This is a genomic window from Kaistia terrae (assembly GCF_026344005.1).
In the GTDB taxonomy this organism is placed as follows: Bacteria; Pseudomonadota; Alphaproteobacteria; order Rhizobiales; family Kaistiaceae; genus Kaistia; species Kaistia terrae.
On record NZ_JAPKNH010000015.1, the window covers coordinates 18,697 to 42,889 of the forward strand.

General features: G+C 62.4%; 36 protein-coding genes. 25 read left to right on the forward strand and 11 right to left on the reverse strand.

The genetic code is table 11. From position 1 onward, the window contains the following. Nucleotides 1–8: 8 nt before the first annotated feature. The 11 genes from OSH12_RS24590 to OSH12_RS24640 are packed head-to-tail and all read left to right on the forward strand — an operon-like array spanning nt 9 to nt 9,554. Nucleotides 9–377 (forward strand): hypothetical protein, encoded by a 369-nt coding sequence (locus OSH12_RS24590; protein WP_266346288.1) that lies wholly within the window; start codon nt 9–11, stop codon nt 375–377. A gap of 2 nt (nt 378–379) precedes the next feature. Then, nucleotides 380–673: a hypothetical protein gene (locus tag OSH12_RS24595; RefSeq protein WP_266346289.1), complete on the forward strand. Its 294-nt coding sequence runs from the start codon at nt 380–382 to the stop codon at nt 671–673. Between the two features lie 2 nt (nt 674–675). After that, nucleotides 676–1,494, forward strand: coding sequence for a hypothetical protein (locus OSH12_RS24600; RefSeq protein WP_266346290.1), 819 nt, complete (start codon nt 676–678; stop codon nt 1,492–1,494). After that, nucleotides 1,494–1,772, forward strand: coding sequence for a hypothetical protein (locus OSH12_RS24605; RefSeq protein WP_266346291.1), 279 nt, complete (start codon nt 1,494–1,496; stop codon nt 1,770–1,772). The genes OSH12_RS24600 and OSH12_RS24605 overlap by 1 nt, the downstream gene beginning before the upstream one ends. Nucleotides 1,773–1,783: 11 nt before the next feature. Then, nucleotides 1,784–2,080, forward strand: a complete 297-nt coding sequence (locus tag OSH12_RS24610; protein ID WP_266346292.1) for a hypothetical protein — start codon at nt 1,784–1,786, stop codon at nt 2,078–2,080. Beyond that, on the forward strand, nt 2,080–2,694 hold the full coding sequence (locus OSH12_RS24615) for a phage adaptor protein (RefSeq protein ID WP_266346293.1): 615 nt from the start codon (nt 2,080–2,082) through the stop codon (nt 2,692–2,694). The genes OSH12_RS24610 and OSH12_RS24615 overlap by 1 nt, the downstream gene beginning before the upstream one ends. Beyond that, a complete protein-coding gene (locus OSH12_RS24620) occupies nt 2,691–4,130 on the forward strand; it encodes a hypothetical protein (RefSeq protein ID WP_266346294.1) in 1,440 nt (479 codons plus the stop codon). The genes OSH12_RS24615 and OSH12_RS24620 overlap by 4 nt, the downstream gene beginning before the upstream one ends. Further along, nucleotides 4,130–4,477, forward strand: a complete 348-nt coding sequence (locus OSH12_RS24625; protein ID WP_266346295.1) for a hypothetical protein — start codon at nt 4,130–4,132, stop codon at nt 4,475–4,477. Before OSH12_RS24620 ends, OSH12_RS24625 begins: the two co-directional genes overlap by 1 nt. Before the next feature lie 51 nt (nt 4,478–4,528). Further along, nucleotides 4,529–5,527, forward strand: coding sequence for a hypothetical protein (locus OSH12_RS24630; protein ID WP_266346296.1), 999 nt, complete (start codon nt 4,529–4,531; stop codon nt 5,525–5,527). Between the two features lies 1 nt (nt 5,528). Beyond that, nucleotides 5,529–6,710: a hypothetical protein gene (locus OSH12_RS24635; protein WP_266346297.1), complete on the forward strand. Its 1,182-nt coding sequence runs from the start codon at nt 5,529–5,531 to the stop codon at nt 6,708–6,710. Then, nucleotides 6,711–9,554, forward strand: a complete 2,844-nt coding sequence (locus OSH12_RS24640) for a peptidoglycan-binding domain-containing protein (protein ID WP_266346298.1) — start codon at nt 6,711–6,713, stop codon at nt 9,552–9,554. 388 nt (nt 9,555–9,942) lie between these two features. Here OSH12_RS24640 and OSH12_RS24645 read toward each other — a convergent pair whose 3' ends face one another. After that, nucleotides 9,943–10,239 carry a hypothetical protein gene (locus tag OSH12_RS24645; RefSeq protein ID WP_266346299.1) on the reverse strand — a complete coding sequence of 99 codons (297 nt, stop codon included), beginning with the start codon at nt 10,237–10,239 and terminating at the stop codon, nt 9,943–9,945. A gap of 28 nt (nt 10,240–10,267) precedes the next feature. On the opposite strand from OSH12_RS24645, the gene OSH12_RS24650 reads away from it, so the two are divergent. The 10 genes from OSH12_RS24650 (at nt 10,268) to OSH12_RS24695 (ending at nt 16,877) form a co-directional block, all read left to right on the forward strand. Beyond that, nucleotides 10,268–12,325 (forward strand): M15 family metallopeptidase, encoded by a 2,058-nt coding sequence (locus tag OSH12_RS24650; protein WP_266346300.1) that lies wholly within the window; start codon nt 10,268–10,270, stop codon nt 12,323–12,325. A gap of 10 nt (nt 12,326–12,335) precedes the next feature. After that, on the forward strand, nt 12,336–13,094 hold the full coding sequence (locus tag OSH12_RS24655; RefSeq protein WP_266346301.1) for a hypothetical protein: 759 nt from the start codon (nt 12,336–12,338) through the stop codon (nt 13,092–13,094). Further along, the gene (locus tag OSH12_RS24660; protein WP_266346302.1) at nt 13,094–13,510 is read left to right on the forward strand and encodes a hypothetical protein; all 417 of its coding nucleotides are present in this window, start codon (nt 13,094–13,096) and stop codon (nt 13,508–13,510) included. The genes OSH12_RS24655 and OSH12_RS24660 overlap by 1 nt, the downstream gene beginning before the upstream one ends. Before the next feature lie 35 nt (nt 13,511–13,545). Then, entirely contained in the window at nt 13,546–14,040 is a 495-nt protein-coding gene (locus OSH12_RS24665) for a TIGR02594 family protein (protein ID WP_266346303.1), read from the forward strand. A 1-nt stretch (nt 14,041) separates the two neighbouring features. Continuing rightward, nucleotides 14,042–14,326: a hypothetical protein gene (locus OSH12_RS24670; RefSeq protein ID WP_266346304.1), complete on the forward strand. Its 285-nt coding sequence runs from the start codon at nt 14,042–14,044 to the stop codon at nt 14,324–14,326. Beyond that, the gene (locus tag OSH12_RS24675) at nt 14,323–14,676 is read left to right on the forward strand and encodes a hypothetical protein (RefSeq protein WP_266346305.1); all 354 of its coding nucleotides are present in this window, start codon (nt 14,323–14,325) and stop codon (nt 14,674–14,676) included. Before OSH12_RS24670 ends, OSH12_RS24675 begins: the two co-directional genes overlap by 4 nt. A gap of 165 nt (nt 14,677–14,841) precedes the next feature. Further along, nucleotides 14,842–15,078: a hypothetical protein gene (locus OSH12_RS24680; protein WP_266346306.1), complete on the forward strand. Its 237-nt coding sequence runs from the start codon at nt 14,842–14,844 to the stop codon at nt 15,076–15,078. Between the two features lie 28 nt (nt 15,079–15,106). After that, on the forward strand, nt 15,107–15,460 hold the full coding sequence (locus tag OSH12_RS24685) for a hypothetical protein (protein ID WP_266346307.1): 354 nt from the start codon (nt 15,107–15,109) through the stop codon (nt 15,458–15,460). 14 nt (nt 15,461–15,474) lie between these two features. Beyond that, nucleotides 15,475–16,680, forward strand: a complete 1,206-nt coding sequence (locus OSH12_RS24690) for a hypothetical protein (protein ID WP_266346308.1) — start codon at nt 15,475–15,477, stop codon at nt 16,678–16,680. Then, nucleotides 16,677–16,877: a hypothetical protein gene (locus OSH12_RS24695; protein ID WP_266346309.1), complete on the forward strand. Its 201-nt coding sequence runs from the start codon at nt 16,677–16,679 to the stop codon at nt 16,875–16,877. Before OSH12_RS24690 ends, OSH12_RS24695 begins: the two co-directional genes overlap by 4 nt. A 51-nt stretch (nt 16,878–16,928) precedes the next feature. Here OSH12_RS24695 and OSH12_RS24700 read toward each other — a convergent pair whose 3' ends face one another. The 9 genes from OSH12_RS24700 to OSH12_RS24740 all read right to left on the reverse strand — a co-directional run bounded on the left by OSH12_RS24700 (nt 16,929) and on the right by OSH12_RS24740 (nt 19,964). Further along, a complete protein-coding gene (locus OSH12_RS24700; protein ID WP_266346310.1) occupies nt 16,929–17,180 on the reverse strand; it encodes a hypothetical protein in 252 nt (83 codons plus the stop codon). 31 nt (nt 17,181–17,211) lie between these two features. Beyond that, on the reverse strand, nt 17,212–17,403 hold the full coding sequence (locus OSH12_RS24705; protein WP_266346311.1) for a hypothetical protein: 192 nt from the start codon (nt 17,401–17,403) through the stop codon (nt 17,212–17,214). Between the two features lie 612 nt (nt 17,404–18,015). After that, nucleotides 18,016–18,315: a hypothetical protein gene (locus tag OSH12_RS24710; RefSeq protein WP_266346312.1), complete on the reverse strand. Its 300-nt coding sequence runs from the start codon at nt 18,313–18,315 to the stop codon at nt 18,016–18,018. 115 nt (nt 18,316–18,430) lie between these two features. After that, nucleotides 18,431–18,676 carry a hypothetical protein gene (locus OSH12_RS24715; protein ID WP_266346313.1) on the reverse strand — a complete coding sequence of 82 codons (246 nt, stop codon included), beginning with the start codon at nt 18,674–18,676 and terminating at the stop codon, nt 18,431–18,433. Next, nucleotides 18,673–18,942 (reverse strand): hypothetical protein, encoded by a 270-nt coding sequence (locus tag OSH12_RS24720; protein WP_266346314.1) that lies wholly within the window; start codon nt 18,940–18,942, stop codon nt 18,673–18,675. The genes OSH12_RS24715 and OSH12_RS24720 overlap by 4 nt, the downstream gene beginning before the upstream one ends. After that, a complete protein-coding gene (locus tag OSH12_RS24725; protein WP_266346315.1) occupies nt 18,939–19,187 on the reverse strand; it encodes a hypothetical protein in 249 nt (82 codons plus the stop codon). The genes OSH12_RS24720 and OSH12_RS24725 overlap by 4 nt, the downstream gene beginning before the upstream one ends. Beyond that, a complete protein-coding gene (locus tag OSH12_RS24730; protein WP_266346316.1) occupies nt 19,184–19,423 on the reverse strand; it encodes a hypothetical protein in 240 nt (79 codons plus the stop codon). Before OSH12_RS24730 ends, OSH12_RS24725 begins: the two co-directional genes overlap by 4 nt. 27 nt (nt 19,424–19,450) lie before the next feature. Beyond that, the gene (locus OSH12_RS24735; protein ID WP_266346317.1) at nt 19,451–19,720 is read right to left on the reverse strand and encodes a hypothetical protein; all 270 of its coding nucleotides are present in this window, start codon (nt 19,718–19,720) and stop codon (nt 19,451–19,453) included. A 76-nt stretch (nt 19,721–19,796) separates the two neighbouring features. Continuing rightward, nucleotides 19,797–19,964: a hypothetical protein gene (locus OSH12_RS24740; RefSeq protein WP_266346318.1), complete on the reverse strand. Its 168-nt coding sequence runs from the start codon at nt 19,962–19,964 to the stop codon at nt 19,797–19,799. 101 nt (nt 19,965–20,065) lie between these two features. Here OSH12_RS24740 and OSH12_RS24745 point away from each other — a divergent pair, with 101 nt between their 5' ends. The 3 genes from OSH12_RS24745 (at nt 20,066) to OSH12_RS24755 (ending at nt 21,512) form a co-directional block, all read left to right on the forward strand. Beyond that, nucleotides 20,066–20,356, forward strand: coding sequence for a helix-turn-helix domain-containing protein (locus OSH12_RS24745; RefSeq protein WP_266346319.1), 291 nt, complete (start codon nt 20,066–20,068; stop codon nt 20,354–20,356). After that, nucleotides 20,353–20,802 (forward strand): thermonuclease family protein, encoded by a 450-nt coding sequence (locus OSH12_RS24750; RefSeq protein WP_266346320.1) that lies wholly within the window; start codon nt 20,353–20,355, stop codon nt 20,800–20,802. Before OSH12_RS24745 ends, OSH12_RS24750 begins: the two co-directional genes overlap by 4 nt. Nucleotides 20,803–21,026: 224 nt before the next feature. Next, entirely contained in the window at nt 21,027–21,512 is a 486-nt protein-coding gene (locus OSH12_RS24755; RefSeq protein WP_323180726.1) for a hypothetical protein, read from the forward strand. A gap of 495 nt (nt 21,513–22,007) precedes the next feature. On the opposite strand, the gene OSH12_RS24760 is transcribed toward OSH12_RS24755, so the two are convergent. Beyond that, the gene (locus OSH12_RS24760) at nt 22,008–22,514 is read right to left on the reverse strand and encodes a YciE/YciF ferroxidase family protein (protein ID WP_266346321.1); all 507 of its coding nucleotides are present in this window, start codon (nt 22,512–22,514) and stop codon (nt 22,008–22,010) included. A gap of 229 nt (nt 22,515–22,743) precedes the next feature. Between OSH12_RS24760 and OSH12_RS24765 the strand changes: the two genes are divergently transcribed. After that, nucleotides 22,744–23,895: an extracellular catalytic domain type 1 short-chain-length polyhydroxyalkanoate depolymerase gene (locus tag OSH12_RS24765; RefSeq protein ID WP_266346322.1), complete on the forward strand. Its 1,152-nt coding sequence runs from the start codon at nt 22,744–22,746 to the stop codon at nt 23,893–23,895. The last annotated feature ends 298 nt before the right edge of the window (nt 23,896–24,193 follow it).

Here is a 24,193-nt window from a genome sequence, read left to right on the forward strand (position 1 = left end):
GCCAGGCTATGCCCCTTCCGATTCCGCATCCCCTCAACGAGGTGGTCGTGTACGCATTCTCGCCCAGCGTTGGCGGCACTCCGATCCCCGCTCGCGCTGTCGCGCCCGTTCGCGGCAGGGTGATCAAGACCGGGTCCGTCCTCTACGGCGCCATCACGACCGCTGACGCCGCTATTGCCGTCGCAATCAACGGCACGGCGGTCACAAACGGCGGCTTCACCATCACACAGTCCGGTTCGGCCGCTGGCGACGTGGACGAAGGTTACCCGACCGCCGCAAACAACATCAACGAGGGCGAGCAGATCTCATTCACCCCGTCCGGCGCTTCCGGCACGACCATCGGTGCGAACTTCTACGCCATCATCAGGAAGACCTGATCATGGCAGGCTTTGTGACCCCAATTCTCGGCGAAGGTGGACACATTGCTGTCCAGACAGACGCCTCCGGTACGGGCTTCGCTGCGTTTTCCGCCCAGCAGGCCAGACAGTTGACCATCGTGAACGACACCGGGGTGGGGCTTGAGGTCCGTCAAGGCGTTGAGACGGTCTACCTCCCGGTCCCCGCGGGAGCGATCTACACGTTCTACGGCATAGATCGGGCCTCGCGTCTCTCCGTCCGGCGCACCGACTTGGGGACCTCCCAGTTGACCGTCAAGGCCCGCTGGGAGCTCTAGACATGGGAAACTTGATGCTTCGCGGGCAACCGCGTCAGCACGGCCCGGTGTATGACCCCTATGCGGCCGCACTGTTCGCTAGGTTGCCAGCGACACCCAGCGCGCTGCGGCGCAAGCTGGTGAACGACCTCATTGTGAACTTGCGGGACCATGCGGCCTTCGAGACGAAGTTGGACGCGCTCTATTTGCTTGCAATGGGCATGGACGACCCTGGCTATGCGACGGCAAACGATGCGTTTGCAGCGAGACGGAACTGGGTTCAGGACGCCTTCAACCTCACAGCGGTGGGAAGCCCCGCATTCGTGACTGACCGATACTACGCGGGCGACGGAGTTGGGGCGTATCTCGCCACAGGTTTCAACCCGACCACGGCGCCTACGCCGAAATTCATTCGAGATAGCGCGTGCATTTTCACATGGGAGAGAAGCGCGCTGGCGGCGGCAACGACCTCGTCGCTGGGCGCGTCCGCCGGGAACCGGGTCAGTCTCGTCCCGAGATCTACAGGCGATATCTTTCGGTCGGCCCTGAATGCCGCGCTTGCCGGCACTTTGACCGTCGTCAGCAATGTCGGCCTGTCTGCTGCCGACCGCCCCAATAGCACCGACGTCCTCCACATCAAAGACGGCGTCCTGGTTGAGACCGTCGCGGCAGCGTCCGAGGCTGTCGTTTCCGGCGACTTCGACCTGATGCGCCGCAACGGCACGGTCTATCGCGCGTCTTCGATGGCCGTCGCAGGCTTCGGCGCATCTCTCGGGACAGCTGGCCACGCCGCCCTGCGTTCCGCTCTCAACACCTATCTCAACGCCGTAGGAGCCGTTTGATGACGACGTCGATTATCCTCGCCATGATCCGAATGACACCGACGTTGCGGGCACAAGCTCAGCTACTTGACAACGGAGACCGCCAGATCGGCGGGCGCCAGATCGACAACCCTCTCGCGAACCTTACGGGCGATGGCGTCATCGTCGGCGACTGGCTCGTGGCAGCGCGTGTCCTGAATGATCCGGAGTACGCGGACTATTTCGACCTGTTGAAGGACTGCCAGATCCGCGTGATCGATTCTGACGTGATGTTCCTGCCGCCCTCGCCTGAAGAATAGGGGCGGGTGTAGTGAGTGATATCCGCACAGTCGTCCACATCGATCGGTCGGAAAATAAGCTCCACTTCCAGCGCGTGCAGGACGTGGGCGCCATCCTGGCCAACAACAAACGGCTTCAGTCGGAACAGCAGAAGTCCGACTGGGGCCGGCACATCGCGTCGGTCCCCTGCGTGATCCTGGAAAAGTGGATCAACGAGGATGGGGTCAACTACCTCTCCCTGCCGAAAGACGAGTTTGCCCGGTTGGTGAAGCGCAAGCTTCGCGACCCGGATTACGCTTGGCTTCGCACGACGGATAAGGCGTTCTGATGGCCGCTTGGACCTACTCAGACCTCAAGGCCAAGGTCGCCGATTGGGCCGCCCGCTCGGATTTTACCGGCGTCATTCCCGATTTCATCATGATGGCCGAAGCACTGTTCAACAACGGCGACCAAGAGATGGATTTCGACCCCGTCCGAACCCGAGAGATGGAGACCAAGGCCTCTCTCGTGGCGACGAATGGTGTGGTCGACCTTCCGGACGATTTTACGGGCGCGATCCAGGTTGTGACGAGTGCCGGGCATCTGCTCACCTATGCCCCGGCTGAATGGATCGCTGGAGCCTACCCCAGCGGAGACGGCGGATACCCGCAGTTTTACACCATCGTCGGCAACCAGATGCAGGTCTCGACCGACGTCGATCTGACCTATTACGCCAGCATCCCGTCGTTGTCCGATGACGAGCCGACCAACTGGCTCCTGACCCGGCAGCCGACTGCATACCTTTACGCCTCGCTCTATTTCCTCAGCGTCTACGCCAAGGACATGGAACGCGCCCCGCTGTTCCGGCAGTTGGCTGCTGGCGCCGTGATTGGCCTCGCGCAGTCCGACCGTGACAGCCGGGCCGGCAACTTCGTTCGTCGTGCGAGTGGCCCGACACCGTGACGCCTTTTGGCCCGTTTCGCCCCGACGTGTTCGATCTGAATTCGGCGGTGGCAGGAGAGGCGCGTGGCGTGCTTCCAGGCGCAACCGCTTACCGGCCATGGCCATCTCTGGCGGTTTACTCGGAGGCCATCGGCGCTGAGGTCCTGAGTGGGTTCCTCGCGCGTGCGCGCGACGGAGCTCTGCGGATCTACGCCGGCACGGCAACGGGGCTCTTTCTCTACACCGGGCCAACCACGCCATGGACGGATGTTTCCGGCGATACCTATGCTGTCCCGCCAGGCGAGCGTTGGGGCTTCGAACAGTACGGCGACACGCTGATTGCCGTGAACGCCAATACAGACCCGCAAAAGCTCGACATCAGCGCCAGCACCCCGGCCGAAGACCTTGGCGGGTCACCGCCGAGGGCCCGCTACGTCAAAACGGTTGGCGATCAGGTTTGGCTCGGCGGCCTTCTGATGGAGCCTGACAAGGTCATCTGGAGCGGTCGCGATAACCCAGAATTCTGGACGCTCGGCCAGCAGGACTGCGACCAGCAGGTGTTCCCCGATGGCGGGTTCGTTCGCGGCCTTACAGCGCTTGAGGCGGGCCTGGTGTTCCAGGACACCGCCATCCGCCGGTTTGTGCCGGTCGACAGCCGCGCGATTTACACCTTTGCTCGCGTCGAGGACGCCCGCGGCCTTGTGGCGCCGGATAGTCTGACCGTTCGAGGCCGGGTGGCTTACTACCTCAGCCAGGAAGGCTTCATGGCTACCGATGGCACCGGCGCCTCGTTGCCGATTGGCTTCGAGAACGTCGACGTCTGGTTCCAGAAGCGTATTTCACCAGACGAAAGCTTCTCCATTCAAGGCGCGGCCGACCCACTCCGTCCGCGCGTCTATTGGCTCTATGAAACGGCGGCAGGTCCGAACGAAATCCTCGTCTACGACATTGCGTTGAAGGCTTGGGCCTACGCCCAGGTTCCTGCGACTTTCATCATGGGCGCTGCAACCCCAGGGTTGACCCTCGAAGGCCTTGATAGCCTCGGCTACACCCTCGACACGCTTCCTTTCTCACTTGATAGCCGCCAGTTCATGGGGGGCGCACCGCTGCTCGCGGCGTTCAGCCGAGATGCCAACCAGCTTAATTTCTTCACCGGGGCCAACATGGCTGCCCGGCTGGAGACGGCCGAGCTGCAACCTGTTCCCGGCCAACGGTCCTTCGTGCGCGGCGTCGCACCGTTAACTGAGGCGCCGGGTGTCACAGTCCAAATCGGGACGCGCGAAAACCTCCAGTCCACGCGGGTTTGGTCCACGGCCTCCAGCATCAATGCGCAAGGCAATTGCCCGACGCGCGCAAGCGGCAGGTTTGTTCGAGCCCGCGTTTCGGTGCCCGCTGGCGGCAATTGGCAGAACATCCAGGGTGTCGATATCGACGCCGTTCAAGACGGGAAGCGCTGATGTCCTCGGTCGAAATCGGCGGCAACTACATGTCGCGCGGGACGATCCTAGCGGATGGCTCCGAAACTGAGTGCTACACGGTCCCGGCCAAGAAGTGGGCAAGCCTCACATCCATCCGGGCCGCGAAGAACGATGGTGCCGCTGGCACGGCTCGAGTCGTCTGGTTCATCGCGCAGACGGGCACGGCGGTTTGCCTCGCACACGACGCCGTCATCCCCGCCAACAGCGCCCTCGAAATCGAGTTGAAACCTCTCGCCATGCGCTCGGGCGATGAGATCCGCGTGACCGCCAGCGCGGGAGTCCACGTCGTCATTTCGGGGCTTGAAGAAGCCCGCTCCGGCACATGAGGCGGCCCCATGTCCAGCGCTAGTACCTTTTTTAAATACCCGGGTGAGAACATGGCAGCGACCACGACGCAGACCAACACAAATGACGCCTGGAAAACCCTTCAGCCGTACATGTCGGGGTTCCTTCAGGACGCCAAGACCAAGTACCAGGAAGGCCAATGGGGCAAGCCATACGCCGGCTCTACGGTCGTTCCGTTCGCCCAGCAGACCACAGACGCTCTTGGCCAGATCCAAGGCATCGCGGGGCAGGGCGACCAGCTCAATCAAGCCGCGATGAACAACGCGCAGGGCGTGCTGTCGTCTGGTGGCATGTCCGACTGGCAGAAGGGGGCGCTTGGCGGCGCCTACGACGTCGCGACCGGCGCGAACCGCGTCAACACCGAGGGGCAGCTTCAAGGCCTTCTCAACTCGAACAACGACAATTTCAACGCCGTCCTCGACAAGCAGGCTGGCGCGATGACGAACGATATCGGCCGCAGTTTTTCGAATGCCGGCCGCTATGGCTCGGCCGCTATGACCGGTGCCATCACAGACCAGGTCGGTGACTTCCGGCAAAAAGCCGCGTCTGATCACTACGACCAACAGATGGCGCAGCAGGCCGGGCTGCTGAACCAGATCGGGCAGGTGCAGGGCACAAACATCGCCAACCAGGTGGGCGCGGGACAAGCGATCAACAACGCGGGCAATCAGGCGCAGCAGCTTGCCGCGGGATACTCCGCTATGTCGCCAGCCCTCTACGCGCAGCAGTACGCCGGCGCAGATCGTCTCGCTAGCGTGGGCAACCAGTACGAAGACCTTTCGACCCGCACGATGCAGGATCAGTTGGATAAGTGGAACGCCAACCAGAACCTCTCGCTCAACCAGCTTCAGCAGTACGGCGGCCTGCTCGGTGTCGGCACCGGGATGTCTGGGGCTGCGAACACCTCGTCGAGCGTCAAGGCGCCGACCAACTATGGCGCAATCGCGGGCGCTGTCGGCACCGGCCTTAGTCTCGCGAAAGATCTGTTCGGCAGCGCTGGCAGCAGCGCAGTGACCGGAGGCCTCTGGTAACATGGCGGGCATTCTCGACTACATCTTTGGCCGCGAGCAGGAAGCCCCCGGTGGCATCCTGAACCAACAGCCTCCGCCCCAGCAATCCTACATCAATCAGGTGCAGGCGCCCGGCAGTTCGATGGCCGGCCGCGTCGGGGACTTTATCGGCTCCGATGCATACAATCAGGCCATGATCGGGCTGATGTCGGGCAACGGCAATATGGACAGCCTGGCGCGGGGCTTCGCCGGCTACACCCATGGGAAGAGCGCCGAGAAGGAAAAACTTGCTCAAGGCGACGAATACGTACGTCAGGCATCGGCGGCCGCCCAGCAGCGCAAGGCGATGAACGACTATCTCAAGGGCGTTTCGGGCATCTCGCCGGAGCAGCAGGCCTATCTCGCTTCCGACCCAGAGGCGGCCCGCGCTATGGCGCTCGAGAGCATGAAGCCGAAGAAGTACGATGCCCCGACTGTCCAGGACTTCTACGACGAGAAGACCGGTACAAACTACAAGGCCCAGTGGAACCAAGCGTCGGGGTCTTGGGACCGCGTCGGCGGCAGCAAGGCCGCGAGCAACGGGATGACAATCAAGACCAACCCGGACGGCTCTACCGAAGTCTCCTATGGCGGCGCTGCTAAGCCCCCTACAGGCTACCAGTGGGCGGCGGATGGCACGACCCTTGAGCCTATCCCCGGCGGCCCGGCCACGGCACTATCTGCCGAAGTCGCTGGCCGCGTAGGCTTGGCGCGCTCGTTCCTCGACCAGGTCCCCGAGATCAAGGCCGAGGTATCCAAGGGCACTGTGACCGGTATGTATGACAGAGCCATGGCTGGGAACAACTCATCCAGCCCGCAGGCCGCTGTGTACCGCAAGATCCAGTCGGGAGCCGACTCGTTGCAGCGCATGTTGACTGGTGCGGGCATGCCGGCGTCGGAAGCGGCCACGTATGCGGCCCGGTACCTGCCGACCTATACCGACAGCGCCGAGTCCCTGAACAACAAGATCGACCAATTGGCCCGAGAGCTTGAGAGCATCGAAGCCACTGTTACGCAGGGCAAGGGGGGCGTGCAGCCCATGGCCCCCCAAGCTGGCCAACCCATCCCACCGCAGGGCGCGCCTCAGACTGTTCAGCCGCCCGCTCAGCCTGGCGTCGAGACTTGGACCCGCGATCCGAGCGGCAACCTCATCAGGGCTCAATAGATGGTCACACTTGCCAAGGGCATGCGCTCCGCTGAAGTAGCCAAGCTGCAGCAGGCGCTTGTCGACAACGGCTATGACGTGAAGGTCGATGGCCACTTCGGCGAGAAGACACAGAAGGCCGTCCAGGCTTTCCAGCGCAGCGCCAACATCCGTCCCGATGGAGCTTACGGCCAGCGCTCGGCCGGCATCCTACAGCCGCCGTTGCCCCGACCCGACCCGTCGCGTCAGTTTCCCCCGATGCAGCCGGCAATGACCGGCGGCGGCTCAGGCGGTGCGCAGGCCGCGGCGCAGATGCAGATGGCGCCACAGCCGCCCATGCCGCAGGCTCCCCCGCCGGGCATTGGCAGCGATCCAGACCGGAATGTGACGTCGGGCGTGGACCCAGGCTTCCCCGCCTACAATCAGGGCATGCTCGCAGCCGGCCAGTCGAACGCCGCTCGCCCGCCGATGCCTATGGATGGTTCAGCCGTTCAGACCGCCAACAGCCCCATGGCTGACGGCGGGCAGATGGCGCAGCCGCCTCAGCAACGCCCGCAGCCGACACCGGATCAGTTCGCCGCAGCTCGCGCGCAGTTGCAGCAGCAAATGCAGCCGCCGCAGACCGGCCCGACTCCGCCCACGCCCGAACAGATGGCCGCTGCCCGTCAGTCGCTCCAGCAGCAGATGCAGGCCCAGCAGGCTCCACAGCCACCACAGGCTGGCTTTCAGATGCCGTCGTTCATCGGCTCCGCCAATGCCGGGGAGCGCACCCCGCCGCCGCGCACCGAGCCCCGCCTGGTGCAGTTCGAAGGCAAGACCATCGCCTTCCCGCCGGATGCGACCGATGATGAGATCCAGCAGGCGCTGGCCAGTCCGCCGACGCACGACGAAGCGTTGGCGCAGATGTCGGAGCTATCGCGCATCAAGCCCGAGGATAAGGGGCAGCTTGAAGCGTTCCGCCAAGGCGCGCGGCAGGGCGTCACCTTCGGCTTCGGCGACGAAATTGCGGCGGGGGCAAAGACTGGTTTCGGCCTCCTCGGCGACTACGGCAAGCAGCTCAACGCCGAGCGCGGCGACTTGCTGGCAGCCCGCGAACATCACCCCTACACGACAGGCGCCTCTGAAATTGGCGGCGCTCTCGCGACCGCGGCTATCCCCGGCATGGGCGGCTTGAACGTCATTCGTGGCGCTGGCACTGGTGCGCGCATCGGCAACGCTGCGGCGACTGGTGCTGTCGCAGGTGGTCTGTACGGCGCTGGCGCGGCAGACGGCGACTTGGGTGATCGTGCTGTCGGCGCTGCTATCGGGGCGGGGTCCGGCGCAGTCATCGGCGGGGCCATCCCTGCAGTGGTCGCTGGGGCAAAGGTAGCGTCTCGGCCCATCACTCGACCCATAGCGGCCGCGCTCGACCCGCAGGCAGCCGCATCCAAGCGCGTCGGCGCGGCTCTGCAGCGCGACGGCGTGACGCCGCAGCAGGCTCAGCAGACATTGCAGCAGGCGCAACAGTCCGGCGCTCCCCTGGTCGTAGCCGACACCGGCGGCGAGACAACGCGGGCACTCGCGCGCTCGGCGGCGAACTCTTCACCAGAAGGCCGGGCGGCGATCGATCATGCCGTCAATAGCCGCTTTGAAACGCAGGGCGACCGCACAGAAGGTTTCGTCCGCGGCCTCGTGCGTCGTGCGAGCGCCGATCAAACCGCCGATGACCTGAAGGCGGCTGCACGTCGCGTCAACGGGCCGGCGTATGCCAACGCTTACCTGATGGGGCCGGTGGTCTGGGACAAGCAGCTAGAGCATCTGACGACGTCGCCAGCAGTGCAGAGGGCAATCCGTGACGCGACCAAGACCGGCGCCAATCGTGCGACCGCAGACGGTTTCAAGCCTCCTGTAAACCCGTTTGTCCCGGACGGAGCAGGCGGTCTGAAACTCCGTGTCGACGCGCAGGGTAACCGGTCTCTGCCCAGCCTTCAGTTCTGGGACCACGTTCAGCGCAATCTCGCGGATGACTACGACGTCGCCATTCGAAAAGGCGCGAATAGCGCGGCGAACGATATCAAGGATCTGAAGAACCAGCTTCTTGGCCACCTAGACACGAAGGTCCCCGAGTTTCAGAAAGCGCGCCAAGGCGCGTCGGCGTTCTTCGGGGCTCAGGACGCCTTGGAGGCAGGGCAAAACTTTGTCACGTCGAAGGTTGAAAACGAGGCCGCACGCAAGGCCGTCGCGGCAATGAACAAACCTGAAAAGGAACTATTTGCGGAAGGCTTCGCCAGTGACTTGATCGGTCGCATTCGGGAGAGCGGGGACCGGCGCAACATCGCCAACTCGATCTTCTTCAATTCCAAGGCCGCGCGCGAACGTGTCGAAATCGCGCTCGGCAAGCAGAAGGCGGCCGAGTTGGAGGCCTTCGTGCGCGCAGAGAACACGATGGATCTACTGCGTCGCGCCGTCCAAGGAAACTCCACGACCGCTCGGCAGCTTGCGGAGCTTGGCCTGGCTGGCGGGGCCTCGACGGTGATCAATGGCGGGTTCAACCCAACCGACCCGTCATGGCTGATGACCACAGCGCTAGTGCGTGGTGGGCGACTGGCTGGAACGACTGTCGAGCAGCGGACCGTCCGGCGTATTGCGGAGATGCTGGCGAGCAATGATCCGAAGGTCCTCAATCAGGCGGCGGTTCAACTCAGCCTGCGGCCCGGCCTGATGAAGGCTCTCCGCGCTGCCGAAGAGAACATCGGCCGCATCGTCGGCCCTGCCTCTGTTGAGGGCGGGCTCCCAGCCGCACTGGCCGGTGACAATCGTGATCCGCTCTCCGTTACGGTATCGCGTCCAGCCAATTGGGATCAGGCGAAGCCCAACAACCAATAGGACGTTGAACGGGTAGGGAACGAAGTAGCAGATCAGGAAGGCGGTCAGTAGCACGTCGTGTTCACCTGATTGCCGTACCGGTTTGAGGTGCAGCGGAGAGGCAAGTTTTGACGGGCCTGTCTGTTCGCCTCTTCCTGCTGTTGCCCCATGGCTGTCATCGATTGGCTGAACCGGTCCAAGCTATCGCTAGCCTTCTGGCGATGTTGTTGTGCCTGGCTGTTTCGGATGACCTGAGCATAGCGCATGCAGTCTTCGTATAGAGCCGACCCTGGCCGCTCTCCGCCAGCGCCGCACTCTTGGGCGTCTTTTTCTCCAGTGGACGTACAGGCAGCGAGCGCAAGGCTAGCGAACAGAAGACAAATTGCAGCCTTCATACCGTCCCCGACAATTATTGAGTGCTGATCAACACGGCTGATTTACAGAGGTAGTCACCAAGCACGCGGTAGTCGACGGGCAGTTTGACCACTTCGCGGTCACAAGCAGCGTCCGAGCCGCCGTTCTTCATAGCGGCCATGCACGTGTTCAATGCTGCCGCCCGCGCCTCGTCTGGCGCTTCGTCGCTTGCCGTCTCACCTTCAGCCTCGCGGCAAACGGAATACGGGTCCCAGCCAGGATTGGGCTGAGCGGCGAGAGTGGGCCACGAGGCCAGCAACAGTGCTGCGATGATTGCGGTGCGCATCACCAATACATGCCCCTTTATTTGAGGTTGTTCAATGGCCGGACCGTTTAAGAACGCCCAGGGGCAGCCCTATGTGCGCACGGTGAACCTGCAGAGCATCCTAGTTGGACATAGCGCCGAGCATGTTGACGGGTTGACGCCCGAGATGAAGACGCGGCTGGCGGCACTCGTCGCAGCGGCACCGCCGAATATTCAGCCGGGCCTCGGGATCTATTCCGGCTACCGATCGCCCGCTCGACAGGCGCAACTCTACGCGCAGGCCGTGAAAAAATATGGGTCTACCGAGGCGGCCAGAAAGTGGGTCGCGCCACCCGGGAAGTCGAACCACAACAAGGGTGAAGCCGTCGATCTGGCATACGACGGGAAGTCCCTGTCCCGCGCCCCGAAAGAGGTGGTGAAGTGGATCCATGACAACGCGCCGAAACATGGCCTCTACTTCCCGCTCAATAATGAGAATTGGCACATCGAGACTATTGGGACGCGGCCAGGGAACGCCAATGAGAAGGAGGCCATCACCAGCCTCCAGAAGTACCTTGTCTCACGTGGCGCGGAGATCCCTATTGACGGCCAGTGGGGCCCGAAGACGCTGGCTGCCTTCGATCAGTACTCAGGCGCGCCAGCCCCGTCGCTTCTGGAGAGGACAGGGCTTCTGGGGAGCGAAGTGGCGCCACCGGTCGCTCAAGCCCCCCTCCCGCCGCCGCGCCCTGCGCCAAACTACGCCCCTACCGGCATCGGCTCCGACCCGGACCGCAACATCCATCCTGGCCTGTCTCCGCGCCAGATCGCCGCAAACCACAATGCATATCGCCCCTCGCTGACCACGCAGCCGCTTACCGCCCCTGTTGCGCCGGTGCAGCGCGCGTCGCTCGGGCCGACACCGGCCACGATGCAGCAGCAATATGCGCAGTATCGGCCGACGCCCAATCTTAAGCCGCAGAACTTGTCACCTGTCAGCTCCAGCGAGCTTGCCGCGCGGGTGTCCGCAGCACAGGCGCCCGGCACCAGCCCCGCTCTTTCGCCCTCGACGATTGCCCGCTACGCCGCCGGCGCTCAGGCCCCATCCCCGACCCCGTCCGTTCGCCCGCAACAGATTTCTGCCTCGTCACCCTCTGCCAGCATCTCGCCGGCCACACCGAAGTATGGCTATGCCGACCGCGCGTTTGCCTCGCCGGTGGCGCAGGCCCAGCCGAAGTATTCCTCAGCGCCGGCTGCGCCTTCTGGGCCAGCCATCAGCCCTTCAACGCCGAACTATTCCCCGGTTTCGTCGCCTGCTCCGCAGACGCTAGGCCCTGTCCAACCGACCGGCTCCATCAGCCCGGCCGCCCCGAAATACGAGACTGTCCGAACCGTCACGTACCCAACGATCAGCCCGGCGCCATCAACGCTCGGTGGCATCGGCAGCGATCCGGACCGCAACATGGCGGCTCCGATGACCATGGCCGAGCAATATGCAGCCTACCGGCCGACGCCGAACACACTGCCGGCCGAAGCGAAGAAGCCGGAGCCCGTCGTCACCTATAAGAGGGTGCCGATCCCGACCGTCAACGACGCCCGGAAGGTGGGGGCCGTCGCGGCTCCTCTTGTCCAGCAGCAAGCGCTTCCCTCGGTCCCGTCACCGCTGATGGCCAACGGCGAAGACCGCACCCCCAAGTACTTCCAGCCCAAATTCGGGCTCGGAATGGCTGGGGGGATGATTGGCGGGATGGTCGCAGGCCCGCTCGGCAAAATGGCAGGGAAATACGCGGGTAAATATCTCGCCTCGAAACTCAGCCGGACGGACCTGCCGACGCCAGAAAACTTCGCCGGCTATGGCATGGGCTCGATCCAGAACATCCAGAACGGCATCGCGAGCCCTAGCTCCTATGCGCAGGCAGTGAACAACGCCAACGGATACATGACGCAGTGGTCGAATACCGGGCCGGGCGGCGCGCCCGTCCAAACCACCAGTACGCCAGGCGGCACGACATACTCGACTTGGCAGCAATACGGCCCGTCCCCGATGACAATGGTCACCTACGGCACGACCGGCCAGCCGAGGTCATCGTCGAGCACGACGGGCGGCTACACCACCTCCACCGGCAATCTCTACTAAGGATAAAATCATGGGCGTTCGAGACTGGTCGACGACTGCCGACGATAACGGCAATTCAGACCCAACGATCAATTGGGCTGAAGGTCAGATGCCTTCGACCGTGAACAATTCGGCGCGGTCGATGATGGCGGCGCTCGCGGCGTATTTCGCGGATAGCGGCGGCAAACTAATCTCTGGCGGCACCAGCAACGCCTACACCCTTTCGACCAACATGGTCGTAACGGCGCTAGGGGCACCGCTCACCCTGATGTTCGAGGCTGACCGCGACAACACTGGAGCAGCCACCCTCGCGGTGGACGGCCTGACGGCAAAGCCGATTGTGAACCAGGCCGGCAGCGCTCTTTCGGCTGGTGATATCGTGGATGGAGGTGTTTACTTCGCCATCTATAACCCAACCGCCGACAAGTTCGTCTTGATGAATGTGGCGGTAATCCGAGATGCGGCTGTCACGGAAGCAAAGCTTGCCACGAACGCGGTCGTAACAGCAAAAATCGCAGATGGCGCCGTGACGCTGGCCAAGCTGGCGACAGCTGTCGCTGTCCGCCCTACCAGCTCTAGCTACCCTGTCGGCGCTGTGATCCCACTTATCAAAACTAATGCCGGTACGCTTGCCGATGGGGCGACCATCGCCGGGGCAAATCTAGCTGCATGTCGGTGGTTTGATACTGGCGCTACCGACGATGGCGTCAGCCAATTGGGCACTTGGAGGAACATAAGCGGCGGCTCGATTGTGCAATGGGCAGCTGGAACCTATGAGAGGGAAGCCTGATGGACCTGTCCAACGCGCACTATGTTAGTGCTACTGGCCGTTATACCTTAACGATAACAACAAACGAAGGAGCGCCTTTCGACTACACAGTAGGCCCGGATGACGATGCTGTGTTGGCGGTCGCAATTCGTGCTGCCGTCGAAGCGCAGGCCATCCCGATTGCGGCTTATGTCGAGCCTCTAGCTCTTATTCCTGCCCGCGTGACCAGTCGCCAGTTCTTCCTGCAACTCGACGCAGACGGGCTTCTCAACGCCGTTGAGGGCTGGATAGATCAGCAGCCGTTGCCGATCCAGATCGCATTTGAGCGGTCCAGCACCTTTGTTCGTGACGACGTCATGCTCCAGCAGGGTTTCGTAGGCCTCGGTTTTACGCCCCAGCAGATCGACGCCTTCTTCACAGCGGCTGCCGCGCTCTAGCGCACCCCACCTCCCCACATCACTGGAGACAAGACATGGCCGATCCCTCTTGGGTCGCGAAGGCGCGCGGCTATCTCGGCGTTCGCGAAATCCCCGGCTCGAAGCACAACCCGACCATCGTGTCGTGGTGGTCGAAGATCGGTGCGCCCTTCCGTGATGACGAGACGAGTTGGTGCGCAGGCTTTACTGGCGGCGTCCTTGAAGAGGTAGGCATTCGCTCGTCTCGCTCGGCCGCTGCGCGCTCCTACCTGAAGTGGGGCGTCAAGCTGGCGGAACCCGCTGTCGGCGCGGTTGTCGTGTTCTGGCGCGGCTCGAAGACGGGCTGGTCAGGTCATGTCGGCTTCGTCGTCGGCAAGGACCAGACGGGCAATCTGATGGTGCTTGGCGGGAACCAGGGCGACATGGTTTCGATCAAGCCGTTCGGCCGCGACCGCGTCCTTGGCTACCGCTGGCCGCAGGATATTCCGCTCCCGCATCTGGAGCTTCCCACAGTTCGCAGCGATGGCCGCCTCAGCCAGAACGAGGCTTGAGATGGCGGAGGCATTCCAGCGCCCATCGTGGCGCATCCGACGCACCATCATCGTTGCCACGCTGATCTTCTGCGCGGCCGAGATCACCTATCTCACGATCTGGGGCAAGGACACCGACCTCTCCAGCACGATTGCCAACGGCCTGATCATCCTCGCGGGCTCTGTCATCGGCGCCTACGTCTTCGGTGCCGTCTGGGATGACCGCAACATCATGGCGATGAGCCGCGGGCGCCGGGTGACGCCGGCCGAGGATACCCCCGAGCCGCCGAAGGATTTCGCAGGATGATCGCCGCGCTCCTATCACCCTTGGGCCGCTGGATCGGTGGCGCGCTGTTCGTGCTGGCCTTCCTCGCAGGCACCTACGCCCTCGGCAACCGCCACGGCACGCAGCGCAACGAAGCGAAGTGGCAGGCCGCGTCAGCCGCCGAGATCACCCGGCAGGCCAACGTCCGCGCCAAGGCGCTCGACGAGGCTGTCGCCCGCGAACTGGCCCGCGCGGCCGAGAATGAACAGCTCGAGCAAAAGGTGCTGGACTATGAAGCCTACCTGGCGAATCGTCCGGCTCCTGCCGGCTGCATTCTTGACCGCGACGATATTGACCGGCTGCGCAAGCTTCAGCCCCCCGGTTCGCCCTGACCTGCCGCAGATGCCGGCGGCAGTGCAGCAGCCCTGCAAGCACCCCCTGATCAACGAGACGGACGCACGCGGCATCATCGCCCGCTACGTCGTCGCCCTCACGAAATGCGATGGCAAGCGCGCTGACGCTGTGGCCTTCCATGAGAGCCTCCGGAAGGGCCTGAAATGACGCGTACCGACGACGAGATCCGCGCCATCGTCAAGGCGTCCGTGGAAGAGACGCTGCTAGCCCTCGGCATCGACACCGACGAGCCGCTAGAGGCGCAGAAGGATTTCCAGCACCTCCGCGCCTGGCGCACGAGTTCCGAGACGGTCAAGCGTCAGGGGCTCATGACGGCGGTCGGCATCCTGATTACCGGCCTTCTTGGCCTGATCTATCTCGCCGTTCGCGGCGGCCCGTAGTCCAAAACCCCATCATAGGAGCACTGCCATGCGCATGTTGATTGCGGCTGCGGCCATGACTCTGGCCGGCTTTCTCCCCGCCCTCGCAGATGAGCCAGCCTGCGGGCAGGCGAAGGAAACGGCGCTCTCCCAAGCGCATGAGGTCGCTCAACAGATCAAGGGCGAGGTCGTCACGATAGACGACGCCACGACCGCCCAGAAGACCGCCGATATGATGTTCGACGCCCTCGGCAAGCCGTCCCAGCCTGTCGCCTCGCTGATCGTGCTCAAGGCCCCCGGCGGTGTCGCCCTCGTTGCGCTGTTCAACCCGGCCGGCTGCTTCATCGTGGGCATCCGAGTTCCACTCGCCATGCTGATCGAGATGATCGGACGGTCGGCCTGATGCCAGCCCAGCCAATGGACGATGAAAAGCTGCTCTGGGCGCTAGAACTCAAACGGCAGCACGGCAGCACATCCGAGGCGGCGCGGGCGGCAGATGTCCCCCGCACCACCTTCCAGCACTGGATGAAACTGGCGGCCGAGCGTGGCCTGTCCGGATATGGACCTGTGATGCCTGGCTTCGCCGTGAAGACGGTATCGAGCCGGTCCGCTGACGGCGCATGGGTCAAGCAGGCCAAGGCGCCGGGCGAGGTGTTCGAGGTTCCCGAAGGCCACGCGGTCAAGGGCGTCTCGGCTCTGGTCGACGCCGATGGCCGGACGGTGCAGCGCTGGATTAAGACGCGCGAGGAAACCGTCAGTGAAGGCTTGATCGAAGCGCTCAAGAGCGTGTTCGATTCCTATCAGGGCAGGGCAGAGGCTTCCGCCGCCCCCGACAACACCGACTCCGACTTGCTCAGCGTCTATCCTATCGCTGATCAGCACCTTGGCCTGATGTCATGGGCTCGCGAGACAGGCGAGAACTTCGACCTCGGCATTGGCTCCGACCGTCTCCGCGCCTGCATGGCCCGCGTGGTCGCGCAGTCTCCCCCGAGCCGGCAGGCGATCATCCTCAATTTGGGCGACTATTTCCACGCCGACGACAGCCGCAACGTCACGCCGCGGTCCGGCCATAGCCTCGATGTCGACGGCCGGTACTTCAAGGTGCTCTCTACCGGCGTGCAGCTGATGATGGATTGCATCGACCTGGCTCTGCAGAAGCACGAGAGCGTGCTGGTGCGGAACCTGCCGGGCAATCATGACCCGCACGCCAGTGTGGCGCTGACGATTGCGCTAGGCGCGTTCTACGCTCGCGAGCCTCGTGTGACGATCGACATGGATCCGTCCGAGTTCTTCTATCACCGCTTCGGATCCACGCTGATCGGCGCTCACCATGGCCACAAGGCCAAGGCCGAGGACCTGGTGATGAGCATGGCAACCCGCCGGCGCGAGGATTGGGGCGCCACCCGCTTCCATGTCCACTACAGCGGGCACATCCACCACTTCACCGGCAAGGAGGTGGCTGGCGTTCGCTGTGAGAGCTTCCAGACCCTTGCGGCAAAGGATGCTCACAGCCACTCCAACTCCTACGACAGCGGGCAATCGATCCAGTCGATCACCCATCACAGGACGGACGGGGAGGCGGGCAGGCACCGCGTCAACCTCGCTCCGGTGCTGGCCGCATGAAGGCGCGGATCGAGTTCGACCGGGGCAAGCTCGTCCTCCATAGCGACGGGCCATGGCAGGAGCTGACCGAGTACGAATTCCTGCACCTGTTCGCCTCCTGCTGCGACGCAGGCAGGGCTCTGGCGATGCACAAGGTCTACCCGCCCGCGACGGATTTCACGGAGGTGGAATTCCCTCCGGAGCCGGTCATCCCGTAGCCTCAGAAATATTTGGGCCGATTTCTTTCTGAGATTGAGGCCATGGTGAAACTAGCGCGGCAGCGGGCCGTTCACGCCTGGCGTCGCCGCTATAAGCGTCATCTGCATCTTGCGGCTTCCGCAGGCGGAGCATTTCAGCGAGCGGCGGAACGGTGTGTCGACGCCAACAATCAGATAATCTCGGCCGAACCTCTCGGCGACTGGCTGCAGGTCGAGTTTGACGTATCGGTGGCAATCCAGGCAATGGACGCCTAGCCCCATGCCGTCGTTCAGAAACTCCCCGACTGTCGCGATCCTGCTCATGCCCGCTTTTGTTCACGCCGTCGCTATCCCGTCAAGCGTTCCCTTCAGGCTCGATATCTTCAAGCTCGATCTCGGCACGGATGCCAATGAGCGTGCGCAACGTCTCGATTGTATCGAGGGCATCTAGCAATAGCTCTGCCATCGCCGATGGCTCTACTGATTCCGGATCCAAGGCCGCCAAGGATAGGCGGACCGTGATGTCGTCCTCATCATCGGTTGGCATCGGCAACGTCCTCGCTATCGCCAGTATATCCCCGTCAAGCAGGGATTCACACGCGATTCGGCATGGGGTAGAATGCGGGCGACGCGGCGGCGGGGATGGACCCGCGACCAACCTAGACGAGAGCGGCCCTCACGCTCGTTAACAGTCGGGCTTGGTGCTCAACGGTTAGAGGAAGGACAGTGGAGCCGGCAAGCCCGGCCCGCGTCGATCCTATCGCTCACGCTTCGGTGTGAGCCAATGCAGGGCTCTGGTGAGCGTAACGGCAGATCGGCGGTGGCTAGTCTGTTCGAGAATGCCGGTTCGATCCCGGTACACCTGCCACAAATCAAGCCCGCCTCTGCCTCACGGTGGGGCGGGCTTTTTCGTTGTCGGGATTCCGATATCGCCATAACCACAATAGCCCCCGCTATGATCCATAGCTGGAGCTTGAGGCGGGTGGTGGTGCGGTCGTGGCGCATGGGTTCCTTGTAGACAAATCGCGGCTAAGTCATTGATATTTTATCGCGTGTAGACGCTTCCAATATGGTCAACGCATTGATCTTATTAGCAAACTAGGCGATTGAAAATCCGCGTGTCCGTGGTTCGAATCCGCGTCTGGGCACCACTCTTTTGCTAAAAGCTATTTGTTTCCAATAGGATAGAGCTTCTTAGCTTTTTTGGATCCACCCCTAGATCCACCTTCCCCGCGACGCTGTAGCTCCTCCTCACGCTCAAGTGTTCCGCCCCGGTCCCGACGAACTGGCGCTGAGCCAAGCCCGTCAAATCGGAAATGATTTCCGTTTCGTCGCGCTCATGATCCGCACCGGCTTCTAGGTCGGTGTCGCCGTCCAGTTCGTCGAGCAGCGCGATGGCCCGCTCTATCCAGAGTTCGAGTTGCTGGCGCCGATAGGCATGGATGACGTGATGTGTCATGGCCGCCACCTGTCGGGGCGTTTCATCGGCGCCAGTCCCATCGCCCGCTCTTCAGCCTCAATCAGTTTGACGACGCACCTGAAAAGCACGCGGGCGAGGATGATGCGGAGAAGCCTCATTGCACCCACCCCCTGCGGATCAGCTCGGCCTTGAGGGCGGCGCGGTCCTCCGCGCTGTTGGGCTGGTAGCTCTCGGCGAGTTCGGCGGTTTCTTTGTCCAGGGGGCGGGGCTCGCACACGTCGAACGCCGTTAAAACGCCGTCCTCGCCATCCCGATATCGGCCTCGGATCAGCACAATCGAATAACCCTCGGCTACCGTCCATTCGACATGCGCGGCGGCTCGTTCCTGCGCGCTGCTCATGCCGCCACCGCCTTTCGAGCGGCCATCTCGGGGTGCACCAGATGGTGAGAAAGCTGGCGGATCTCGCGGCGATGGCTTTCCGCCGCTTTGACGTGATCCTTTATCGTCCAGGCAATGCGCATGATGGCGCCGCTGGCCGGGTCTTCGTCGAGCGCTTCCGCAATGAGGTCTATCGCCGCCACGAGCTGCGAGATTGCAAAGAGGGTGTCTTCCATCTCTCCGGATAGTTCGAAGGCCCTCGCGATGAATTGCTTGGCGTCGGTCATGCTGCAGTCCTCGCCTTAGCCTGGCGCTTGTCACAGTCGGCGCGGTTGCGCGCTTCGATGCTGGCCAACATGTTTTCGCTCATGTCCCGAGCGATGATGGAAAGGGCACCTACTCGGGTGAGGTCCCCGATGTCGGCCGGGTAAGTCACGTTCATCAGGTTCTCGACGAGCGTGTCGAGCAACTGGACGAGGTTGTGGGTGTGGGCTTCGATATCGTCGATGGTCGGAACGGGGATAGCGGTCATGCTGCCCCTGCCTTTCTGGCGGCCCGGTAGGCATCAACATCATCTCGCGCACCGGTGACGAGAATGGTCACGTAGTGCAGCACCGACCGGATAGCCTCCCGCTCGGCGGGCTGGCTCAGGTCCGCAGCAGCCATCCAAGCCGCCTCGACAAGATGGGCAGCTTCGGAGAGATGGTCCGACACTTCATGGAAGCGGGCGACTGGGGCACTTGCCCCCTTGGCCATAGCGGTGCTCATGTCTAGTACCTCCTAATGCGAGTTCTGTCAGGCGGCGCAGCGGATCTGATCGATCCGGGCGTAATCGGCGGGGGTGAGGCGTTCCTGCGTCTCAATCGCCATGATGGCGTCGGCGCGCTGGCGCTGGGCGTCGGTCTGGGCCGCCCAGATGGCGCGGAAGCCGGCGAGCTTCTTCGCGGCATTCCATGCATTGCGGAGCGCCCAGGCGAAGGTTTTCCGGTACTCGCCCGGCTTGGCAGCACGGCGGGCCGTGGCGTGAGCTTCTCTCATGATGGCAGCGCGGTCGAAGGCGGACATAGCTTCTCCGTTCGCGGCAAGGGTGTTGCCGTCGCTTGCTGTGATGGGAAAATGGACGAGGGTTAGTTGGCCGGCCTTAGCCGGGGCGTGGGCTGGGCTGATAGGTCCGGTAGTGCGCCAGATGCGACTCGACCTCTGCGGTTGTCATGAAGCCGGTGATGGTCAGGATATCGATGGGCACGCCAGCGCATGCGATGCGGTTTTGCTCGGTGACGAGGGCTTGGGTCATTTCACTTCGCTTCATTCCATGCCCCCGCCCGACCTCTATTGAACCAACATTGCATTTTTGATATAGCTCGATACCAGGACGCATGTCAACATGGTTAATGCAAGGTTGGTCTAAAAATGTCGATTACGTCTGAACAGTGCCGAGCAGCAAGGGCTCTCGTCGCTTGGTCTCAGGATCAGCTGGCCCTAGCCTCTGCTGTCGCAAAGACCACAATCGCTAACTTTGAGACGGACAAGAGGGCGCCGTATGACCGAACCCTGCTGGACCTACAGCGCGCATTGGAGGCTGCAGGCGTCGAGTTCATTCCTGAGAATGGTGGTGGTGTAGGTGTTCGCTTGAAGCATCGGCGTGCGACGATTGATCAAGGCAAGAGCCCCGACGAGCTGACGAGCGAGAACGACGGATGAGCCGGCGGATAGCGCTTCTCGCAGTAGCGGTCGCTGCGGCGTGGTCTGTCCCCGCCCGCGCCGAGGTGATCGACGGCAATCGCATCGTCATCATTGACGGTGACACGGTCGCGCTGCCGTGCGCAATGCCGGCGCGAGGATGCGCGGAGAAGGTCCGTTTTATCGCCATTGATGCGCCCGAAACATTCCGGCCCACTTGTGAAAACGAACGGGCGGTCGGGCTACGGGCCAAGGCGCGGGTCGCTAAAATGCTTCGCGGCGCGACGGTCTATGTCGAGCGTTCCGGCCGGAAAGACCGTTACGGGCGCACGCTGGCGAACCTGAAGACGGCAGATGGCGATGTGGGCCAAGCTCTGCTGAATGCCCGCCTGGCCCTGCCGTATAAGCCGGGGAAGGTGGCCAAGGCCCGGCGACTAGCGCATTGGTGCTCCAATCATGAGAACTAGCCCGCCGCTAGGCAGGGCGCGCTGCGGACCGTTCTATTGAAGGCCGGTTCCACTATCGCCATTTGAGGACGATGACGCGGACTCCCAAACAGAAGCTCCCGACCCGGGTTGTCAAGGAATGGGCCCTTTCCACTTCGGCTACGCTTGGGTCTGCCGTCCGTGCGAAGGGAATCCTGCTCGAAGTGCGCGCGGGTCTTCCGTTTCAGGAGCGGAAGCTATTGGGCATGGAATCCGGCACACTGGTGTTGCAGGTACCGGAGGATGATACCGATGACCATTCGGCGACGGCGGACGCTGTTTCTCGGAAGCTGGTCGGTATTGAGGCGATGCCCGTCATTCCGCGAGAGGTAGAGGATATCCTCTCGATCAAGCCGGCCGAGCGCTATCGCTGGCTGAAGGATGGCCGGCTGGAAAGCGCCGGCACCCGCACGATAAAACTACGTGGCCGGGCAAGGAAAATAACGTTCCATGTCTTCGATCCGCGCCACATCGAGGATGTGCAGGATCGTGACCTGCCCGAAGTCTGGCGTGAACAGGATGCTAAAACCGCAGCGGAAAACCGGCGGCGCGGCGCGCAAAAGGCCGCTTTGAAGAGGTCGGGCAAGCTCGCTCAGATCAGCACTGACAACGCCAGCCTCAGAAGATCTGACGAGACCGTTCCGGCACTAAGGGGTTGGGACAATTTCGACCTTGACGGCCTGCTCCGCTGATACGGGGACTCCGTTCATCCGCGTCCACTGCTCTGGACCTATTAGACCTGCCGGGCGTTCTCAGCACAGAGGACGCCAAACATGCTCGGCAGCACTCGCAAGTCAGCGCAGTGCGGCGCGGAGAACGGTGGAGCGCTAGAAGCGGTTCCAAACCTTGGCCGGCTGGGAACTATGCCCAATCCAGCACGTCTTCCAGAGACAGATCCGTGTGAGCCCAATGAACGGGCTCGACGGCGACGTCACTGTGCCATCGCGCCCAGTATGCTGGCTTCTGATCATCTGGGCCGTCCTCTTTGAGGATCAGTTCTCGGCTACGCCAGCGCATCAGAAATTCCCGACCACTCGCGTCCCGCCCGACGACCAGCTGCCCATTCGTCGGCGCACTGCCCATCTGGGCAAAGTCCCCCTGGCGGCGCAGGTCTCTCATAAACACTACTCCAATTTAGAGAAAATTGGCGACCAAGAACCGCCTTGGTCGCCTCTGCTAGGCGAGCGTTACTCGGCGGCGTCAGCGTTGATCGCGCCTTCTGCCAACTGGGTGAGTTTTTTATCGGCCGCCTTTTCCTCGTCGAGGTTCTGCTGAAGCACCGCGGCGCAGTCATCACGACCGAGCTGGCGAGCCCACGCAACCAGCGTGCCGTAACGCGTCATCTCGTAATGCTCGACAGCCTGCCCTGAGGCAATGATGGCCGCGTCCAAAACCTGCTTGTCTGCCACGTCGCCGGCAACTTCATCGGCCTCCTTCAGGATGCCATCGATAGCAGGGCAATCCACGGCTTTAGCCTTGGCGCCATGCATCTCAAAAACCTGTTCGACGCGTTCCACGTGCCCCTGAGTTTCGGCAAGATGGTCCGTCAGGCCTTTTTTAAGCTCAGGAGCCGTGGCCTTTTCGATCATCTTCGGAAGGGCCTTCAGAATCTGCTTCTCGGCATAGTAGATGTCCTGGAGCTGATGAACGAACAGGTCGTCGAGCGTTTTGATGTCTTTGGAAAACATGCCCATTTAGGCCTCCCATGAATGGATTAGGTGGGTCGTCACCCTTGGAACCCCACATGATGGGACCGTCCCGGTGAGGCAGCGTTTCCTGCCGACTTTGGAAAAGGGTGACTTGCCTCTTCAACCCCGTAACCGACGAATCCGTTCCTGGGATATCTCCCCAACGGCTCTATTGTGCACCGCAACATGAATTCCCATTATCCGGTCTCAATGTTCAAGCGCGGATGGAAGCCTAATGCGGGCCCTCTCAGACACAATTGCGCGGCTGGCAGCGATGAAAGCTCGGGCCGCGGCCACGTTGCCAAAATACGGATCGTCGCGACTGGTGCCGCTTGAGGGGGGCGGCTCAAATCCGGGCCACCTTGAAGCCAAGCTGTTCGTACCCTCCCGACCAGCAGCCAACGCTGCGCTGGTCTTGGTTCTTCACGGATGCACTCAGACCGCCGATGGCTATGACCACGGATCTGGATGGTCAAAACTGGCTGAGGAGCAAGGCTTCTTCGTGCTATTTCCGGAGCAACAGCGAGCCAATAACCCTAATCTTTGCTTCAACTGGTTTCTTCCAGAGCAGACTCAGCGCGGCCAAGGCGAGGCTCTTTCCATTCGCCAGATGATTGAGGAAATAATCGCAATACACGACATCGACGGGCAGCGCGTATTCATCACCGGCCTGTCCGCCGGTGGCGCGATGGCAGCTGCGATGCTCGCGATATATCCGGACGTCTTTGCAGGAGGGGCCATCATTGCGGGCCTAGCATACGGTGTTGCAAAGGGCGTTCCTGAAGCCTTTGACCGGATGCGTGGGCATGCTTTGCCTCCGGCTTCACGATTGCAGGCGAACCTCAAAAGCGGCTCCGTCCATAGAGGGCCTTGGCCCTCTATCTCGATCTGGCAAGGCACCGCAGACAGCACGGTCCATGCTGCCAACGCGAATGCGATTGTCGATCAATGGAGAGAGGTGCATCGGCTTGAAGAAGTCGCATCAGCCACTCGAAAAATAGAAAACTGGACCACAATGGAATGGTCGGATCGCGATGGGCAGGTGAAGGTAACGCTGCACCGGATTCTGGGCATGGGACATGGCACGCCGTTGGCTACAACAGGCCCGGATCTGTATGGCCACCCGGGCCCCTACATGCTGGATGTTGGCATTTCGTCCACTTACGAAATTGCCAAGAGCTGGGGTCTCATCGATCGAGTTGGAGAAGCGACGGCGGATACACGCGGGACGGAGGCTGTCTCTGGCGACGAGTATGCTCACACCGACGCGATGCCCACGCCCAGCTATCCCTTCGAGCCCGCGCCGACATCGGGCGCAGCAGCGCAAACAGGGCGGATTGGCGACATCATCGAGGCAGCACTCAGGTCCGCCGGGCTGATGAAATAGGGGCATCAACGCTGGCTTATTACCCAGAACTTTGAGCCGGAAGCGCCATACCTCAAGCATCGCTGCTTGGCTTTGGAGCTCAAACCGGCAGTTCGTGGGAGTTCATGCTGACAAAGCGGAACACCCACACAAAATTGAGGCGGAGAATCCCGCGGCGGATATCGTAATCATCAACAGCCGGCATCAAAACAGATCGGCAAGGATTATTGGGCGCGGGCGTGCTTTTGGCAGGGCGGTTCGGACCATATCCCAGACCGGCAGTTCGCGGAGCTAGCGAGCCGCCCGCACCAACTCGGCG

Excerpts from the sequence above, each read along its gene's own strand:
- OSH12_RS24605 (WP_266346291.1), top strand. The coding sequence starts at position 1,494 with ATGACGACGTCGATTATCCTCGCCATGATCCGAATGACACCGACGTTG.
- OSH12_RS24625 (WP_266346295.1), top strand. The coding sequence starts at position 4,130 with ATGTCCTCGGTCGAAATCGGCGGCAACTACATGTCGCGCGGGACGATC.
- OSH12_RS24690 (WP_266346308.1), top strand. The coding sequence starts at position 15,475 with ATGGACGATGAAAAGCTGCTCTGGGCGCTAGAACTCAAACGGCAGCAC.
- OSH12_RS24755 (WP_323180726.1), top strand. The coding sequence starts at position 21,027 with ATGGAATCCGGCACACTGGTGTTGCAGGTACCGGAGGATGATACCGAT.
- OSH12_RS24715 (WP_266346313.1), bottom strand. The coding sequence starts at position 18,676 with ATGAGCAGCGCGCAGGAACGAGCCGCCGCGCATGTCGAATGGACGGTA.
- OSH12_RS24655 (WP_266346301.1), top strand. The coding sequence starts at position 12,336 with ATGGGCGTTCGAGACTGGTCGACGACTGCCGACGATAACGGCAATTCA.
- OSH12_RS24740 (WP_266346318.1), bottom strand. The coding sequence starts at position 19,964 with ATGAAGCGAAGTGAAATGACCCAAGCCCTCGTCACCGAGCAAAACCGC.
- OSH12_RS24615 (WP_266346293.1), top strand. The coding sequence starts at position 2,080 with ATGGCCGCTTGGACCTACTCAGACCTCAAGGCCAAGGTCGCCGATTGG.
- OSH12_RS24700 (WP_266346310.1), bottom strand. The coding sequence starts at position 17,180 with ATGAGCAGGATCGCGACAGTCGGGGAGTTTCTGAACGACGGCATGGGG.
- OSH12_RS24600 (WP_266346290.1), top strand. The coding sequence starts at position 676 with ATGGGAAACTTGATGCTTCGCGGGCAACCGCGTCAGCACGGCCCGGTG.
- OSH12_RS24710 (WP_266346312.1), bottom strand. The coding sequence starts at position 18,315 with ATGACACATCACGTCATCCATGCCTATCGGCGCCAGCAACTCGAACTC.
- OSH12_RS24685 (WP_266346307.1), top strand. The coding sequence starts at position 15,107 with ATGCGCATGTTGATTGCGGCTGCGGCCATGACTCTGGCCGGCTTTCTC.
- OSH12_RS24745 (WP_266346319.1), top strand. The coding sequence starts at position 20,066 with ATGTCGATTACGTCTGAACAGTGCCGAGCAGCAAGGGCTCTCGTCGCT.
- OSH12_RS24660 (WP_266346302.1), top strand. The coding sequence starts at position 13,094 with ATGGACCTGTCCAACGCGCACTATGTTAGTGCTACTGGCCGTTATACC.
- OSH12_RS24695 (WP_266346309.1), top strand. The coding sequence starts at position 16,677 with ATGAAGGCGCGGATCGAGTTCGACCGGGGCAAGCTCGTCCTCCATAGC.
- OSH12_RS24765 (WP_266346322.1), top strand. The coding sequence starts at position 22,744 with ATGCGGGCCCTCTCAGACACAATTGCGCGGCTGGCAGCGATGAAAGCT.
- OSH12_RS24760 (WP_266346321.1), bottom strand. The coding sequence starts at position 22,514 with ATGGGCATGTTTTCCAAAGACATCAAAACGCTCGACGACCTGTTCGTT.
- OSH12_RS24750 (WP_266346320.1), top strand. The coding sequence starts at position 20,353 with ATGAGCCGGCGGATAGCGCTTCTCGCAGTAGCGGTCGCTGCGGCGTGG.
- OSH12_RS24595 (WP_266346289.1), top strand. The coding sequence starts at position 380 with ATGGCAGGCTTTGTGACCCCAATTCTCGGCGAAGGTGGACACATTGCT.
- OSH12_RS24730 (WP_266346316.1), bottom strand. The coding sequence starts at position 19,423 with ATGAGCACCGCTATGGCCAAGGGGGCAAGTGCCCCAGTCGCCCGCTTC.
- OSH12_RS24680 (WP_266346306.1), top strand. The coding sequence starts at position 14,842 with ATGACGCGTACCGACGACGAGATCCGCGCCATCGTCAAGGCGTCCGTG.
- OSH12_RS24720 (WP_266346314.1), bottom strand. The coding sequence starts at position 18,942 with ATGACCGACGCCAAGCAATTCATCGCGAGGGCCTTCGAACTATCCGGA.
- OSH12_RS24590 (WP_266346288.1), top strand. The coding sequence starts at position 9 with ATGCCCCTTCCGATTCCGCATCCCCTCAACGAGGTGGTCGTGTACGCA.
- OSH12_RS24725 (WP_266346315.1), bottom strand. The coding sequence starts at position 19,187 with ATGACCGCTATCCCCGTTCCGACCATCGACGATATCGAAGCCCACACC.
- OSH12_RS24735 (WP_266346317.1), bottom strand. The coding sequence starts at position 19,720 with ATGTCCGCCTTCGACCGCGCTGCCATCATGAGAGAAGCTCACGCCACG.
- OSH12_RS24705 (WP_266346311.1), bottom strand. The coding sequence starts at position 17,403 with ATGCCAACCGATGATGAGGACGACATCACGGTCCGCCTATCCTTGGCG.
- OSH12_RS24640 (WP_266346298.1), top strand. The coding sequence starts at position 6,711 with ATGGTCACACTTGCCAAGGGCATGCGCTCCGCTGAAGTAGCCAAGCTG.
- OSH12_RS24675 (WP_266346305.1), top strand. The coding sequence starts at position 14,323 with ATGATCGCCGCGCTCCTATCACCCTTGGGCCGCTGGATCGGTGGCGCG.
- OSH12_RS24635 (WP_266346297.1), top strand. The coding sequence starts at position 5,529 with ATGGCGGGCATTCTCGACTACATCTTTGGCCGCGAGCAGGAAGCCCCC.
- OSH12_RS24650 (WP_266346300.1), top strand. The coding sequence starts at position 10,268 with ATGGCCGGACCGTTTAAGAACGCCCAGGGGCAGCCCTATGTGCGCACG.
- OSH12_RS24630 (WP_266346296.1), top strand. The coding sequence starts at position 4,529 with ATGGCAGCGACCACGACGCAGACCAACACAAATGACGCCTGGAAAACC.
- OSH12_RS24670 (WP_266346304.1), top strand. The coding sequence starts at position 14,042 with ATGGCGGAGGCATTCCAGCGCCCATCGTGGCGCATCCGACGCACCATC.
- OSH12_RS24665 (WP_266346303.1), top strand. The coding sequence starts at position 13,546 with ATGGCCGATCCCTCTTGGGTCGCGAAGGCGCGCGGCTATCTCGGCGTT.